General features: G+C 66.8%; 14 protein-coding genes. 6 read left to right on the top strand and 8 right to left on the bottom strand.

Annotated features, from left to right (window positions below; all coding sequences use genetic code 11):
• Positions 1-7: 7 nt before the first annotated feature.
• The 6 genes from EGD98_RS06675 to EGD98_RS06700 form a co-directional block, all read right to left on the bottom strand.
• The gene (locus EGD98_RS06675) at positions 8-718 is read right to left on the bottom strand and encodes a carbonic anhydrase (RefSeq protein WP_220587564.1); all 711 of its coding nucleotides are present in this window, start codon (positions 716-718) and stop codon (positions 8-10) included.
• A gap of 78 nt (positions 719-796) precedes the next feature.
• The gene (locus EGD98_RS06680; RefSeq protein ID WP_220587565.1) at positions 797-1,846 is read right to left on the bottom strand and encodes a flippase-like domain-containing protein; all 1,050 of its coding nucleotides are present in this window, start codon (positions 1,844-1,846) and stop codon (positions 797-799) included.
• A 58-nt stretch (positions 1,847-1,904) separates the two neighbouring features.
• Entirely contained in the window at positions 1,905-2,696 is a 792-nt protein-coding gene (gene surE / locus EGD98_RS06685) for a 5'/3'-nucleotidase SurE (RefSeq protein WP_220587566.1), read from the bottom strand.
• A gap of 97 nt (positions 2,697-2,793) precedes the next feature.
• On the bottom strand, positions 2,794-4,803 hold the full coding sequence (locus EGD98_RS06690) for a hypothetical protein (protein ID WP_236039234.1): 2,010 nt from the start codon (positions 4,801-4,803) through the stop codon (positions 2,794-2,796).
• 390 nt (positions 4,804-5,193) lie between these two features.
• Positions 5,194-6,615 carry a small ribosomal subunit Rsm22 family protein gene (locus EGD98_RS06695; RefSeq protein WP_220587567.1) on the bottom strand — a complete coding sequence of 474 codons (1,422 nt, stop codon included), beginning with the start codon at positions 6,613-6,615 and terminating at the stop codon, positions 5,194-5,196.
• Entirely contained in the window at positions 6,612-7,346 is a 735-nt protein-coding gene (locus EGD98_RS06700; protein ID WP_220587568.1) for a prephenate dehydrogenase/arogenate dehydrogenase family protein, read from the bottom strand. Before EGD98_RS06700 ends, EGD98_RS06695 begins: the two co-directional genes overlap by 4 nt.
• Before the next feature lie 392 nt (positions 7,347-7,738).
• Between EGD98_RS06700 and EGD98_RS06705 the strand changes: the two genes are divergently transcribed.
• Positions 7,739-8,512, top strand: a complete 774-nt coding sequence (locus tag EGD98_RS06705) for a fumarylacetoacetate hydrolase family protein (protein WP_220587569.1) — start codon at positions 7,739-7,741, stop codon at positions 8,510-8,512.
• 75 nt (positions 8,513-8,587) lie between these two features.
• Positions 8,588-10,225, top strand: a complete 1,638-nt coding sequence (locus EGD98_RS06710; protein WP_220587570.1) for a GMC family oxidoreductase — start codon at positions 8,588-8,590, stop codon at positions 10,223-10,225.
• Here EGD98_RS06710 and EGD98_RS06715 read toward each other — a convergent pair.
• Together EGD98_RS06715 and EGD98_RS06720 are read right to left on the bottom strand one after the other, a co-directional pair.
• Complete coding sequence (locus tag EGD98_RS06715; RefSeq protein ID WP_220587571.1) at positions 10,222-10,671, bottom strand: transporter; 450 nt, start codon at positions 10,669-10,671, stop codon at positions 10,222-10,224. The genes EGD98_RS06710 and EGD98_RS06715 overlap by 4 nt on opposite strands.
• 51 nt (positions 10,672-10,722) lie before the next feature.
• Positions 10,723-11,415, bottom strand: coding sequence for a chemotaxis protein CheC (locus EGD98_RS06720; RefSeq protein WP_220587572.1), 693 nt, complete (start codon positions 11,413-11,415; stop codon positions 10,723-10,725).
• A 132-nt stretch (positions 11,416-11,547) separates the two neighbouring features.
• Between EGD98_RS06720 and hisC the strand changes: the two genes are divergently transcribed.
• The 4 genes from hisC to EGD98_RS06740 all read left to right on the top strand — a co-directional run bounded on the left by hisC (position 11,548) and on the right by EGD98_RS06740 (position 14,474).
• Positions 11,548-12,630, top strand: coding sequence for a histidinol-phosphate transaminase (gene hisC / locus EGD98_RS06725; RefSeq protein WP_220587573.1), 1,083 nt, complete (start codon positions 11,548-11,550; stop codon positions 12,628-12,630).
• Positions 12,627-13,133, top strand: coding sequence for an adenylate kinase family protein (locus EGD98_RS06730; RefSeq protein WP_220587574.1), 507 nt, complete (start codon positions 12,627-12,629; stop codon positions 13,131-13,133). Before hisC ends, EGD98_RS06730 begins: the two co-directional genes overlap by 4 nt.
• The gene (locus EGD98_RS06735; RefSeq protein ID WP_220587575.1) at positions 13,130-13,738 is read left to right on the top strand and encodes a CDP-alcohol phosphatidyltransferase family protein; all 609 of its coding nucleotides are present in this window, start codon (positions 13,130-13,132) and stop codon (positions 13,736-13,738) included. The genes EGD98_RS06730 and EGD98_RS06735 overlap by 4 nt, the downstream gene beginning before the upstream one ends.
• 127 nt (positions 13,739-13,865) lie before the next feature.
• On the top strand, positions 13,866-14,474 hold the full coding sequence (locus tag EGD98_RS06740; RefSeq protein WP_220587576.1) for a hypothetical protein: 609 nt from the start codon (positions 13,866-13,868) through the stop codon (positions 14,472-14,474).
• Positions 14,475-14,531 lie beyond the last annotated feature (57 nt).

The following is a 14,531-nucleotide window of genomic DNA, read 5'->3' on the forward strand; positions in this document are numbered from 1 at the left end:
GCCGCCCTCAAGTTTGTTCCGCGGTGAGGGTCCGGCCGTACTCCCAGAGGCGACCGATGCGGTCGGCGATGTCGGGGTTCTCGTCCTGCAGCGTCGCCACGTCGGTCTCCCCGTCGACGTTGATGACGTGGACCTTCCCGCGCTGGTCCGAATAGACGTCCTGGAAGTCGTAGACGGCACCGACGACGGTCACGTCCTCGGGCACGTCCTCGCTCTCGACGAGACGGCTGACCTGGTGGTCGACGTTGTACTCGACGAGGTGGTTGATGGCGGCCACGTCGGAGAGCTCATCTTCGGGCAGGACGTCCAGTGCCTCCTTGAGATGTGGTTTGAGCTGTTCCAGGCAGTATTTCACCCCGCGGGGCTGGATGACGTCCTCGGTGAGATACTGGAACGCCGTCGTGACGGCGCCACAGCCGGTGTGGCCGACGACGACGGCGACTTTGGTGTCGGTGTTCCACAGCGGGAACATCACGTCTCCGGAGACGAGATGGCCCATACTCGTGGGCTGTGTGACCCGGTTGCCGATGTTACCGACGGTGAAAATCTCGCCGGGCACGTCGTTGCCCCACATGTCGTCCTGCAGGACCCGCGAGTCGGAACAACAGATAGTGACCGCGTCCGGGAACTGGGTGTTCTGGATGTCGTCGAAGCGCGCATCGGGTTTCTCCGCGTGCTCGGTGTTTCGCGCCAACATCTCGACGACGGTCTCGTGCATACGGTACCCGAGACGCGCCACGGATTATATTCTTTCGTGATATTTGCCGCCGTCTCGTGGTTCCGTGCCCATCCCCGTTCAGTCCAGTGCGTGCCAGACGGTCGCCGAGAGATACAGCGAGGCCAGCCCGCCGGCGGCGACCACCAGCCAGTAGGTCACGAGCCGGAAGACGATGACGCCAGCGGCCACGACGGCCGGCGGCGAGGTGACGACCACCGTGATGGCAGCAGTCAGCCCGATCTCGGTGCTGCCCAGCCCGCCGGGAGTCGGCAGCAGCGTCACCACTCCGGCGGCCGGTGTCAGAAACAGCGCGAACCCGAGCGGTATCGGCGCGCCGACCGCCAGCAAGCCCACGTACAGTGCCATGGAGAAGGCGAGCCAGCCAAGCACCGCCACCGTCGCTGCGACGACGAGTCGGCGGGTCTCCCCCGTCGCCGTGCCAAACGCCGTCAGGAACGAGTCGGTCCCCGAGCGGACGCGGTGAGGGGCGAGTGAGCGGTTCACACGGACCGAGATGCGTCCGATGGTCGCCCTGAGGAGCCACGCCACACGCTCGACGACGGTCCCGACCACGTGAATCCGATAGGCGAGGAGGGCGCCACCGACGGCGAGCGTGAGGACGCTGACGGTCAGTACCGCGAGGATGAGCGGTTTCGACAGCCCGGCGTACGGACTGACGAGCAAAGAGACGAGCCCTATCATCGCGACGCCGACCGACCCCACGAACACCAGCAGTTCGCTCGCGGTGACCGCGGCGAAGACGTCCCGGAACCGACGGTCGAGGTCCTCGGCGATGACGTAGGCCAGTATCGCCGACCCACCGGCGTTGCCAAACGGTAGCACCTGTTTCCCGAACGTCCCCGAGAGGTAGCCAAGCTGGATGCGCCGCCGCGGCAGCGACCCGTCGACACCCTCCAGAATCGTCGTCGTCGTCAGGCTCCAGCACAGCTGGGCCAGCAGGGAGAGCACCGCCGCCAGCGCCACCAGCCCGATATCGGCGTCCGAGAGGGCACCGAGAATCGCGTGCACGTCGAGCGTGAGGAACAGCCCCCCGAGCAAAACGACTGCCAATCCCACCCCGAGCAGCAGCCGACCGTACCCGGCTCGCTCCTTCGAAACCGTGGCCATCCTCTGTTCCTGCTTTACCGAGGCCTATCAATCCAGTGGGTCGTGGCGGACGGTTGAATCAGTCCGTGGGGTCGTAGTCGTCTGCCAGTTCGTCGAGGGCCTCGTGGTGTTCGGTCGTGTGGGGGGCCGTCAGCGGGGAGACGCTGACAGCCCCATCGACGACGGCCCGGCGGTCGGTCCCCTCCGGGTCCGGGATGTCGCCGCTCGCCATCTGTTCCCAGATACGATCGTGGAGGGTGACCGAGTCACCGTTGCGCTCGGCCGTCATCTCGTACTCCAGCGAGGGGCGCGTGACTTCAAGCGGTGCCGGCCCCCAGTCGGCGACGGGTGCGTTGACGTTGAGGTAGTCACACTGGTCGAAGACGCCGGCTTCGAGCCCGTGGTGGGCCAGATACCGTGTCGCCCGGACCGCCTCGTCGTACCGCAAGTCGCCGTCGTCTATCGCCGTGAAGTCGGTGTCCTCACGCACGGGGATATACATCGAGACGGCCATCGCCGGCACGTCGAAGAAGGTCGCCTCGACGGCGGCGCTGACGGTTCCGGACCGCCCGAGCACGTACGCGCCGAGGTTGGCCCCGCGGTTACAGCCCGCCACCACGAGGTCGGTCTCGGGCACCAGCGACTCCAGGCCCGCCACGACGCAGTCCGAGGGGGTGCCATCCACCGCGTAGCCCATCTCGTGGCCCCAGACCTCGACCTCGTGGGAGAGTTTGCGGCCGACGGCGCTCTGGTCGTCGGCCGGGGCGACCGCCACTACGTCGCCGACCTCCGAGAGTCCCTCGTACACCGCCCGGAGTCCCGCGGCCTCGATACCGTCGTCGTTCGTCAGCAGGATGGTCGGCTCGTCCATACGCCGTCTGTGGTCCTTGGTAGCAAAAAGCCACTGACTGGTAGCAGGTGTCACGTGGGCGAACCAGCGCGCTTGCTACACCGGCGAACGGCTAGCCTCATCGTGTCCAGGACTTTCTGAGCACCTCGTAAGACTGTTTGCGCCGCTCGGAGTATTCTGGCTGGGACCACGTCTCCCAGCCGTACTCGCTCGTTGCCAGCCTATCGTCGGACTGGCCGGGGGCCGAATGCGTGAGGTTCGTCGCACCGTCGACGGCCCGGGCCGCTCCCGTTCCGTCGGGTCGATACGTCGCCGCGCCGACCGTCACGGTATCGAAGGAGACGGTGTCGAGTCCGTCCGCCCAGGCCGACGCTATCCGTTGTTTCGTCGACGGGTCGGCGACGTTGAGGAGCACCCACGGGAGTCTGAGTTCGATCGTTCGGTCCGACTCGTCGACGTGGACGTCGGTGAGCGAGTCGTAGGCAGGGTCCGATGGGTCGCCGTTCCCGTACGTTAGTTGTCCCGTCTCGACGGCCTCGAAGGGCACCCGTTTCCCCGTCGGTGGGACCGTATACCCGCGGTTTATCGGTTCCCTGACCGGGACGTAGCCCGCGCTCCCGTCGCGGTAGTCGTCCAGGGCGAGTCCGGCTTCGGAGCCGAACTCTCGGGCGAAGGCGTCGTACGAGGAGTGGACCAGCAACCGCGAATCTCCCGGGCCACGGAGGTTGACAACGAAGTCTGCGAGTGCTGTCGCTTCGGTGTTACATGGGAGACCGGTCTCGACTCCGCGCAGCCCGACGGTGAGCAAGACGCCGACACGGTCCCACTCCACGGGTGCCGACATCGTGCCGAGGGTCACTCGTAACGCGAGTCCCTCCGCGCTGTGGGAGACACGCACCTCGTCGAGCCGCCTGACGGACGCTACCTCTGTCCGAGTCGTCGGCTCGATGCGGGCCGCGTCGCGCCACTCCGAGGCCCTCCCCGACAGCGAAACGGACCCGTCGGGGTCGAACGCCAGGAGGCCGAACTGCTGTTCCGGTGTCTCGATGTTCGACCAGTAGGGACGTCGATGGGGGACGGAACGAGCGTCGAGGTTCCACGTCCGCTTGAACCACTCGTCTTGCCATGTGAACGCGATACCACCCGCGGTCTCCGCTTCGACGATATCCTCGTACATCGCCGCGACCATCTCGCCCTGTGCCCGCTCGGAGTGGCGGCCCTGGTCGCGGCCGTCGACGTCGCGGTGTGCGATGCCCCGCGAACTCGGCACCCCGAACTCCGCGACAAGCAGCGGGAGGTCGGTCTCGTCCGCGAGGTCGTCGAGGTAGCCGGCGTAGCTGTTGTGCTCGCCGCGGTGGTCGACATAGTTCACGTACGCCGGCGTCTCGTTGAGCAGGTCAGGGTAGTACGGGTAGACGTGATACGCCGCGAACGCGCCGGGAGCAAACGCGTCCGTCGTCGCGACCTCGTCGGGGTCGACAGCGACTGCGTCCTCGCCCGCGAACGGTTCGTACGGATGCTCCAGCGGGTCAGTCGTGACCCAGTTCACGAATCCCACTGGTGCCTGCGTGCCGTAGGTCGTGCTCCCGTGGGCGGCAACCGTCTCGAGTCGCGCCGCGAGCCACCGTTCGAACGCGGTGCCGTCGCTCTCGACGTACGACCCCGCATAGCTGCCCTCGCCGAGCCGCCGATTGGTCTGGGCTACGACACTGGGGGGCCACTCGATGCCGAACAGATAGCCAAGCAGCGCGTCGTGGACGTCTGCGTCGTAGACGCCGTCCGCGTGCCCCGCCCGTTCAGGAAGCGTCGTCGACCCGTGGACGACGTCGACTGTCCGCCGTAGCTCCCGATCGACCGCGTCGGAGACGCCAGTCGCATCGGCCGCCCGGACCAGCGGATCGTGTGGGACCCACGTGCCCTGCAACAGGTACAGCGGGCTGTCGGCAGCGGCGTTGTACGCCGACAGGGCCCGGTAGAACGCCGGTGGATGGATCGTGTACGTCCGAATCACGTTGGCGATAGCGCCGATATCCTCGAGCCAGCGGTCGTACTCCTCGCGGGTAATCGCCGCCGAGCCGGGGAAGTAGCCGGGTTTGGCCATCCCGATGTTGAGCCCACGGACGGTCATTGGTTCGTAGCCGCTGTCGGTGCGGCGTTCGAATCCCTCCTCGCCGACCCGTACGGACGGTCGGCCAGCGGTTCCGTTCGGGGAATCGGGCCCCCCTTCGTCTCGGCCGTCTGTCTGTGCAGACTCTGTGCTCGAACGGACCGCTGTTCGGGTTTCGGACCCGCCGGAGCAACCAGCCGTATATACGGCCCCGGTCGCACCGAGCGTCGTCAAAAACCGGCGCCTATCCATACACCATACATTCGCATATGGTTATAAAAACGGTGGCCCGGAATCGAGTGATACGCACCGGCCTGGAGTCGAATAGACCCGGTCTTCACGGGTGCGACAGCCGTGACTCGAGTTTCCGGTAGATGTCGCTGCTGGTCCCGACGCTATTCTGCCGGTGCTCTATCGCGCCCGGTCGACCGTCGTCTCGCCGTCGACCACGACGTTGTAGGCTTCCTCGTCGTCGTTCCAGAGGACGAGCGCGTTCTGAATCGAGAGCAGGTCGCCGTACGCCGCAGTGCGCAGATCGTCGTTCAGCAGCGATTCGTCGGTGACGACGGCGAAGTGGTCGGTCTGCTGGCTGCCATCGCCCAGGAGGTAGAGCGGGTTGGACTCTTCCTCGGAGAGGTCGTGGCTGAGTTTGATTGCGAGGAGGTTCACCCGGTCGGTGACGTAGTTCTCGGCGTCGGCCATCGGCGCGTGGCTGGAGCGGTCGGGTGTGATGTCGATAGCACGCTCGCCGTCCAGCCGCAGGACGCTGTAGGCGTACTGCACGTCAACGTTGACGAACTCGCCACGGCCACCGGCCGGGTCGTCGAGGCGCTTCTGCATCGCTGGCACCTCGATATCGCGCTTCACATCGAAGGACCACGACTCGCTCTCGGGAGAGTGGTGGGGCCAGAGCCGGACGGTCGGTGCGTACACCGTCGCGGGCCCGTCGTCGGCGACGGCCCGCTCTATCCCGCGCAGGCCGGTGGCGGTGTTTCTGTCCGCTGGCTCCAGCGCCAGGACGGTGCCGTCTTCGGCCAGCCCGCCGAGATACCGGTCGAGAACGGCCGCGGGCTCGTCGAGTTCGTTCAGCACGTTGCTGAACAGAATCAGGTCGAACGGACCACCGTCGGCGACCGCGCTGTCGAGGTCGAACGCCTCCGCAGTCTCGCGGTGGACCGTGACGTCACGGCTCCCATCGGCCGGACCGAGGACGGCTTCCAGCACGTCGGCGGCCGCGCTGGGCTCGACGGCGTGGTAATCCAGCAGGCCGCCGGCCGCCTCGACCAGGTCGGAAAGGGCCAGCGCGGGCCCACCGACGCCCGCGCCCACATCGAGAACGCGCAACTGCGAGGGGAGCAGGCTATCGGCGGCCAGTTCGGCCAGCGCGTACGTGGCGACGGCGTAGTAGTCGGGCAGGTGGTAGACGGCATAGCCGTGGGCCGACAGGGCGTCGTACTCGACGGCCTCGCGGTGGAGATACCGCTCCTTGATGTCCCGCACCCGCTCGCGGAGTCGGTCGCCACTCGCCCCCTCGGCCCACTCCTCACCGTAGGCCTCGGTCAGGAGCGCCTCGACACGCTCGGCGTGTTCTGGCGGAAACCGCTCGACGCCGTGGACCGACACCGAGAGCGGCCCCTCGGGGGCCGGGACGAACGTGCCGTCCTCCTGTTCGACGAGGGCGAGGTCGACGGCCTCCTCGCGGAGCACTTGCCGGACGACGGCGGGGTGGGGCTGGCCCTCGACGTACTCGAATATCTCCTCTGGGTCGAGCGGGCGGACCGAACGGAGGTACTGGGCGTTTTCTCGTATCTGCTGTCGTGTTTCGGGGTTCATGATAGCTCGTCGTACAGCTCGACGAAGGTGTCGTGGTCTGCCTCGGCCAGCTCACGGGCCGCGTCGGCGACGGCGTCGGCACCGTCGAAGGCGTGCTGGATATCGGCGTAGACGTGCGCTTCGCCGCCCAGCACCTGGTCGACGAGTGACTGGAGGCCCGCGGAGACGGGCGTGTGGAAACGCTCTGGGACGTCGTCGCTTGCAATCGCGTAGGCCAGCACGGCGGCGTGGGCCGCCGCCTGGACCGACTCCATCGCGCTGTCGTGTTCCGCGGACGTCGTCTCGAAGGTGTCGTTGCCGCCGGCGACGAGCGCGTCAAGCACGGCGTCGACGGCGTCGCCGCGAGCGGGCGCGACCACGGCGATACTCCCCGGCGCGTTCGCCGGGGCAAAGAGCGGGTGGAGGCTCGCACGCTGCCGGTCCGGGACCGTCTCGGCCATCGCCGCGAGCGGGTCGGTCATGCTCCCGGTCACGTCGACGACGGCCTCGGACGCCAGTGGTGCGTACTCGTCGATGGCCACGCGGGCGACCGGCATCGGCACGGCGAGACAGACCACGTCGAACCGCTCCCCGGTGTCGGTGGGGACGGCTCGCCCGCCGACACGGTCGGCGGCGCGGTGGGCGGCGTCGCTGTCCGTGTCGGTGAAGGCGACGGCTGCGTCGGCGTGGTCCCGTAGCGTCCGGGCGAACCACTGCCCCATCGACCCGGCACCGACGACGAGGACGTTCATGTCGCGAGCGTAGCCCGTGGCCTCTCAAAAGCGGTTCGGTCGGTCCGCAGAGCCTCGGGTGGTCAACCGAAATCAAGGGTTGAACAGCCAGAAAGCCCCCGTCCTCTCAGCTCCCGCGACTCGCTGTCGTCCGAAAGGCGCTTTGCGCCTTTCGTGATCACGAGAGAGCTGCCTTCTCTCGGACGACAGCGAGGCCCCCGACCGGAGCCAGCCGGGGCTTTCTGGCTATTCACACTCTTAGTCGATCGCCCGAACACTGCCGTCCAGGGCGCCCGAGCCGGCAGCGAATGGTACAGACGCCGAGTCGCTGTTAGACTCCTGTCGAATCCCGTGCGGGCTGGCAACTACATCGCTCCTAAACGCTTATCCGTTGCCGCCGAGTCGCCAGAAACATGAAACGCGTCCGATTTCGCGACTCCGCCGGGAACGTCCGCGGCGGCCGCTGGGCCATCGAAGACGGGGAGCCCGTGGTCACTGCGGCCGCCGGGCCCTACGGCCGCATCGCGTTCGGGGACGAGAGCTACGACCCCGGGGAGGTAGATATCCTCCCACCGTGTGAGCCGACGAAGATAGTCTGTCTGGGGCGCAACTACGCCGACCACGCCGAGGAGATGGGGAGCGATATTCCGGAGCGGCCGATGCTGTTCCTCAAGGGACCGAACGCCGTCGCCTCCCACGGGAACAAGCTGACCATGCCCGCCGGGAAAGAACGCATCGACTACGAGGCCGAGCTGGGGGTCGTCATCGGAGAGCAGTGCAAGAACGTCTCCGAGGCCGACGCGTTGGACGTCGTCGCGGGCTATACCTGCGTCAACGACATCTCGAACCGGGACGACCAGAACAGGGAGCAAAACTGGGTCCGCGGCAAGGCCTTCGACAACGCCTGTCCCATCGGTCCGATGGTCGCGACCCCGGAACACGTCCCCGAGGACGCCACGATAGAGTGTCGGGTCAACGGCGAGACGAAGCAGTCCTCTTCGCGTGATAATCTCATCTTCCCCGTCGAAGAACTCATCGCCGAGATAACCGAGTATATGACCCTCGAACCCGGCGACGTCATCGCCACCGGGACGCCGGCGGGCGTCGGCCCGCTGGAAGACGGCGACCAGGTGGAGGTCGAGATCGAGGGTATCGGCACACTCGAACACAGCGTCAAGATGCCGTAATTCCCGAAATCAGCGGCGGCAACTATCGCCTTTCGATGGCAACGCCTAAGTTTAGGTTTGCCTAATCGGTACGCGATGCAACGAGCGCCAACCGACCGGGCGGACGTCTGTATCGTCGGTGCGGGCCCGGCGGGCGCCCTCGTCGCGAACCAGCTTGCGAGCGACGGCTACGACGTGACGATACTCGAGGCCGGCCGTCGCTTCGACTTCGACGAACGCCAGGGGCAGATGGAGCGGTCGATTCGACCCGGCGAGCCCGGTGACATCTGGGAGATGGGCGGCGAGCGCGACGACTGGTCTAACACCGGTGAGCGCACCTACCCGCTGAACGTCGCCCGCGTGAAAGGCGTCGGCGGGTCGACGCTCCACTGGCAGGGGATGGTGATGCGGATGCATCCCAACGACTTCGATGGCAGCCACGACAACGACGACCCGGCCTGGCCGATCGATTACGACGACCTGCGGCCCTACTACGCCGAGGCCGAGACGGCGCTGGGCGTCGCAGGGACCGGCGACAACCCCTTCGCGCCCCCGCGGGAGGACCCGACATGGCCGATGCCGGGCTTCAAGCCGTCCTACAGCGACTCGCTGTTCGAAGAGGCCTGTTCGAACCTGGGTATCGCGATGCACTCGGTCCCGAACGCCCGCAACTCCGAGTCCTACGACGGCCGGAGCCAGTGTGTGGGCTACGGCACCTGCCAGCCGGTCTGTCCCTCCGGCGCGAAGTACGACGCGACGGTCCACATCGAGGACGCGGAGGCCGCGGGCGCGACCGTCATCGACCGGGTCCCGGTCCAGCGCCTCGTTACCGACGGCGACGGCCGGGTCAGCGCCGCCGTCTACGTCACCCCCGAAGGTGACGAGTACCGCCAGGAAGCCAGGGAGTTCGTCCTCGCGGCGGGCGGTATCGAGATTCCGCGCCTCCTGCTGCTGTCGGCGAACGAGGACCACCCCGACGGGCTCGCGAACTCCTCGGGCGCGGTGGGTCGGTACTTCATGGACCACCTCTTTGCCGGCTCGGGCGGGACCCTCGACAGACGCACCCGCCAGAACCACGTCGGCTTCATCACCAGCGAGAGCCACCAGTTCTACGACGACCCCGGCGGTGCCGTCGAACACGTCGAGACGGGCGAGACGTTCGTCGCCGAGAGCGACGCGGCCTACTCGCCTATCAAGCTGGAGTTTCTCAACTACGCCGGCCCGTCGCCGGTCGAAATCGCGCTCAACGGCGACGACTGGGGCGACTCGATGCTGGGCGAGCTCCGGGCGGCCTACGGCAACAGCATCGCCATGGGCGGGCTGGTCGGCATGCCGCCCCGACGTGAGAACCGCGTCACGCTCGATACGACCACGACGGACGACCACGGCAACCCCGTCCCCGACATCAAGTGGTCGTGGGGCGACCGCGTGCGGCGCTCTATCGCTCGGGCCAACGACATCCAGCATACAGTCCTGAACGAACTGGGCGTCGATATCGAGTGGACTGCGAACGTCGAGAGCGGCTCCGGTCCGGCCTACCACCACATGGGGACGACCCGGATGGGCACCGACCCCGACGAAAGCGTCGTGAACCCGCGGATGCGCAGTCACGACCTCTCGAACCTCTCTATCGCCTCTTCCTCGGTGTTCGTGACGGCGGGGTCGATGAATCCGACTCTGACTATCGCCGCACTGGCGCTGAAATGCGCCGACCACGTCGGCGAGCGGCTCTAGAGCCCCAGGAGGAGTCCGGCATCGACCAGCAAGAGCAGTGCGGCCACCGACGCGCCCAGCAGGAACGGGCGGGCGTCGGCGGCGGGCTGGCGAACTTTCTGCTGGTCGGTCCCGTCGGCGAGTTTCGACGCACCGACCTCGACGAGTCCGGACAGCACGAACCACAGGCCGACCATCGAGAGCACGAGGTAGCCCCGCGTGGAGCCAGTGAGACTTTCGACCGTGTACAGCGCCCCGGCGAGGTGGCCACCGGAGAGGAAGAGTAGGAGCGAGCTCGCTCTGGAGACGGTCTTCAGTTTCCCGGTCATCGCCGAAAGCGACCCCGCTCGGAGGTCGCCGTCAAGCGCCGCCGGAATAACGGCGTAGCTGGTAAACAGGACGGTGCCGGACCACAGCCCGGCGAAGACGAAGTGGACGACGTACATCGCGGTGTCGATGAGACTCATACGCCCGGGTTAGCTCCCTCCACCTTCAACGTCATGCATTCGTTCGCCCTGTCACTCACCCGCCTCGTCGAAGATCTTCACCTCGGCGTCCATGTCCAGCTCTTCCACGTCCGCGGCGTCGACACTGGTCGGCTGGCCGGTCTCGACGTCGCGGTCAAGCTGGTCGATGAGGTGGACGAAAGAGCCGGGGTCGGGCACCAGGAAGATGCGAAGCGAGAAGGCCACGTCCGTCTCTTTGATGTCGACCAGCGAATCGAGCACGATGGTCAGGGAGTCCCGGCGGACGTGTGACATGGCCGCGTCGGCGATGGCCGAAGCGTCGTCCGCTTCGACCGTCGGCGTCCCCATATCGATGGTCGTCTCCAGGGTGTCGGCGATGCCGTCGATAAAACCGGAGGTCAGTATGTTACACATCTCCTGGAGGGCCGAGGACTGTAGCTGGGTGAACTCGCCGTCCACGGGCGTTCCGGTCATCAGCCGCGCAATCTCCGCCGCGGTCTCCGTCGAGAACGTCATCAGGAAGACACCATAGGGCGGTTCGGTGAGCCGGATGCGGGCGCTGTGAATCTGCTCCGCCCCCATCTCCATCACGATATCGTCCGGCTGGACGAACGAGAGGCTCTTGATGTCGACGTTGGCCTCGACGCCGGCCAGTTCGGCTAGCGACCCGGCCACCTGCTCGGCACCGTCCTGGATGAGGTCAGTGATGAGCGAGAGCTTCCTGACGTCGATGAGCAGTGGCATTCTCTACCTGATACTCACCACAAGCTCTCTTACCCTTTCGGCCACGGGTATCGCTCGTGATAACGAGCGCGCACACGCGACGCGTCGGCCCACATGTGCACGTTTAAGCCGCCCGGCCCGCTTGGCCCGTATATGAACCCACGGGACCTCTCCGCGCACACCGCCTACCGGGCGGGTCGCGGTATCGAGGAAGTCGCCCGAGAGCTCGGTCTGGACCCCGACGCGATGGTGAAGCTATCGTCGAACGAGAACATGTTCGGTCCCAGTCCCCGAGCCGTCGAGGCCATCCGCGAGTCCGCCGAGCGGATGCACTCCTATCCGAAGGCGTCCCACGCCGACCTGGTCGAGCGCCTCGCCGAGATGTGGGACGCCGACCCGGAACAGGTGTGGCTCGGCAACGGCGGCGACGGGGCCCTTGACTGTCTCGCCCGCGCGATGCTGGACCCGGGACAGCGAGTCCTGGTCCCGGACCCCGGCTTCGCCTACTACCCGATGAGCGCTCGCTACCACCACGGCGAGGTCGAGGAGTACACCCTCTCGAAGGCCGAGGACTTCGCCCAGACCGCCGACGCGGTGCTGAAAGATTACGACGGCGAGCGCATCGTCTACCTGACCAGCCCGCACAACCCCACAGGCAAGGAGTTCACGACTGAGGCCGTCCGTGAAATCGCCGAGCGGACCGACGACGAGACGCTGACACTGGTCGACGAGGCCTACGGTGAGTTCACCGACAGCCCGAGCGCGCGGCCGCTACTCGACGAGCGCGACGACGTGGCGCTCCTGCGGACGTTCTCGAAGGCCTACGGGCTGGCTGGCGTCCGCCTGGGCTACGCGCTCGTCCCAGAGGCGTGGGCCGACGCCTACGCCCGCATCAACACGCCGTTCTCCGCGAGCGAGCTGGCCTGCCGGGCCGGTCTCGCGGCGCTTTCCGACGACGACCACGTCGAGCGCAGCGTCGAGACGGCCGCGTGGGCCCGCGAGTACATCTACGACGAACTCGACGCTCCGACCTGGGAGAGCGCCGGCAACTTCGTGCTCGCCGAGGTCGGCGACGCCGCTGCAGTGGCCGACGCCGCCCAGGCCGAGGGCGTCATCGTCCGTGACTGCTCCTCCTTTGGTCTGCCCGAGTGCGTCCGAATCACCTGCGGGACGGAGGAAGACACGGAGCAGGCCGTCGCTGTCCTCAACGACGCTATCGCGGAGGTCGGGCAGTGAGAGTCGCCGTCACCGGGACCCCTGGGACGGGCAAGACCACGGCGACGGAGCGGCTTTCGACCGACCGCGACGTGATTCACCTCAACGACGTCATCAAATCGGAGGGGTTCTCGACGGGCACCGACGAGGAGCGTGGCAGCCTCGTCGCAGACATGGACGCGGTCGCGGAGTGGCTCGACGGCCGCGAGGACGCGATAGTGGAATCGCATCTCGCGCACAACTTCGACGCCGACAGAGTGGTCGTCCTGCGAGCCCATCCTGAGACAGTCGTTTCCCGGCTCCGTGAGCGCGGGGACTCGGACTCAAAGGCCTACGAAAATGCCGAATCCGAGGCCCTCGACGTCGTCCTCTCGGAGGCCGTCCACCACCACGGGACCGAGAACGTCTACGAGATAGATACGACCGACCGCGACCCGGAGGCAGTGGCCGCCGAGATAGCGGCCGTCGTCGAGGGCGAGCGTGAACCGAGCGCCGGCACCGTCTCCTACGTCGACTGGCTATGACACTCGATAGATTCCGCCACGTGGCCGACCGCGCCCTGGACCCGTTCGTCGGGGCCGCCCGAACGGTGGGCCTCTCACCCAACGGCGTCAGCGTCATCGCCTTCCTGCTCGCCGTCGCCGCCGGGGGCGTCTACGCCGTCGCCGCCAGCCAGCCGCTGCTGTATCTCGCGGGCGCAGTGCTGGTCTTCCTGAACGGCTGGCTCGACCTCGTCGACGGCGCGCTCGCCCGGGAACTGAACGTCGCCTCCTCGGCCGGCGACCTGCTCGATCACGTGCTGGACCGCTACGCCGACATCGTCATCATCGTCGGCCTGGCGGCGGGCGTCGGGCAGTGGGCGCTGGGCATCGCCGCCGTCACCGGCGTCCTGATGACCTCCTATCTGGGCACCCAGTCACAGGCAGTCGGCCTGGACCGCGTCTACGGCGGGCTGCTCGGCCGCGCTGACCGCCTCGCGCTCGTCGGCGTCGTCACTGGCATCGCGGCGTTCGTCCGCCCGACCGGGCTCGGACTCGACCCCGTCGGCTGGCTGCTGGTCGTCTTCGCCGTCGTCGGCCACCTGACCGCGTTCCAGCGGTTCTACTACGCCATGAAGGCACTGGATTGAGTTTGGAAGTTCGGTAATAACGGAGGCACTACCGGCGCCGGGTCGTGGTTTGCCCCGCCCGCAGTACGGTGAGCGAACACGGCACTGACGAGACAAGGTATTTATTTCAGGTGCCACATCGACGTTCATGAAGTCGTTTCCAGGGGTTGGTGTCGCATTTCGACTGGCCCCTGCGGTGGTCGTCTTCGCGGTAGCGGGCGCCGTCGCTATCGTCGCCGTCGTCGAGAACGTCGTCGACTGGAACGTCGCCATCAGTATCGTGTTCATTGGCGGTCTGTCACTGGCGTTTGCGCTCGGCGCCGCACGGAACCACCGTGAGCAGTTGGTCGTCATCGGCCTATTGCTGGCACTCGTGGTGCTGTTCGTGGCTGCGGGCGTCCAGGAGGCGACGACTAGCTTTCTGGGAGAGGGCATCGCGATGATGCTCGCTATAGGGTTCCTTCCCCTGGCGATGCTGCTCTCGATTCCACTGTATCGGGCCGGTGATACGTACCGGGGAGCGCCTGCCGACCGCAGCCACAGGCTCCTCCTGACAGCCGCGTCTATCCCCTGGATGGGCGGTGCGTTCGGGTACTTCTTCCTCCAGCAGTACCTGAGAGCGACCCGGTCGCTGTATAGCCCGAAAGACCTGTTCATACGGTCCCTTTTCGATATCTGGCCCACCGTCCTCATCCTGATTATCGGTGCCGGCTTTGTCTACGGTGTCCACCGGATGACCGGAGCCGACCCGACGTAGCTGTCCCGCTACTGCGTGGCTATTGCTCGTCTCTGCCGACCGTCCGTTCGAGCGCGC

Source organism: Haloarcula salinisoli (assembly GCF_019599405.1).
GTDB classification, from domain to species: Archaea; Halobacteriota; Halobacteria; order Halobacteriales; family Haloarculaceae; genus Haloarcula; species Haloarcula salinisoli.

What these genes read in the sequence shown, in the direction of transcription:
- EGD98_RS06675 (WP_220587564.1), bottom strand. Translation starts at nt 718, where the DNA reads ATGCACGAGACCGTCGTCGAGATGTTGGCGCGAAACACCGAGCACGCG.
- EGD98_RS06680 (WP_220587565.1), bottom strand. Translation starts at nt 1,846, where the DNA reads ATGGCCACGGTTTCGAAGGAGCGAGCCGGGTACGGTCGGCTGCTGCTC.
- surE (WP_220587566.1), bottom strand. Translation starts at nt 2,696, where the DNA reads ATGGACGAGCCGACCATCCTGCTGACGAACGACGACGGTATCGAGGCC.
- EGD98_RS06690 (WP_236039234.1), bottom strand. Translation starts at nt 4,803, where the DNA reads ATGACCGTCCGTGGGCTCAACATCGGGATGGCCAAACCCGGCTACTTC.
- EGD98_RS06695 (WP_220587567.1), bottom strand. Translation starts at nt 6,615, where the DNA reads ATGAACCCCGAAACACGACAGCAGATACGAGAAAACGCCCAGTACCTC.
- EGD98_RS06700 (WP_220587568.1), bottom strand. Translation starts at nt 7,346, where the DNA reads ATGAACGTCCTCGTCGTCGGTGCCGGGTCGATGGGGCAGTGGTTCGCC.
- EGD98_RS06705 (WP_220587569.1), top strand. Translation starts at nt 7,739, where the DNA reads ATGAAACGCGTCCGATTTCGCGACTCCGCCGGGAACGTCCGCGGCGGC.
- EGD98_RS06710 (WP_220587570.1), top strand. Translation starts at nt 8,588, where the DNA reads ATGCAACGAGCGCCAACCGACCGGGCGGACGTCTGTATCGTCGGTGCG.
- EGD98_RS06715 (WP_220587571.1), bottom strand. Translation starts at nt 10,671, where the DNA reads ATGAGTCTCATCGACACCGCGATGTACGTCGTCCACTTCGTCTTCGCC.
- EGD98_RS06720 (WP_220587572.1), bottom strand. Translation starts at nt 11,415, where the DNA reads ATGCCACTGCTCATCGACGTCAGGAAGCTCTCGCTCATCACTGACCTC.
- hisC (WP_220587573.1), top strand. Translation starts at nt 11,548, where the DNA reads ATGAACCCACGGGACCTCTCCGCGCACACCGCCTACCGGGCGGGTCGC.
- EGD98_RS06735 (WP_220587575.1), top strand. Translation starts at nt 13,130, where the DNA reads ATGACACTCGATAGATTCCGCCACGTGGCCGACCGCGCCCTGGACCCG.
- EGD98_RS06740 (WP_220587576.1), top strand. Translation starts at nt 13,866, where the DNA reads ATGAAGTCGTTTCCAGGGGTTGGTGTCGCATTTCGACTGGCCCCTGCG.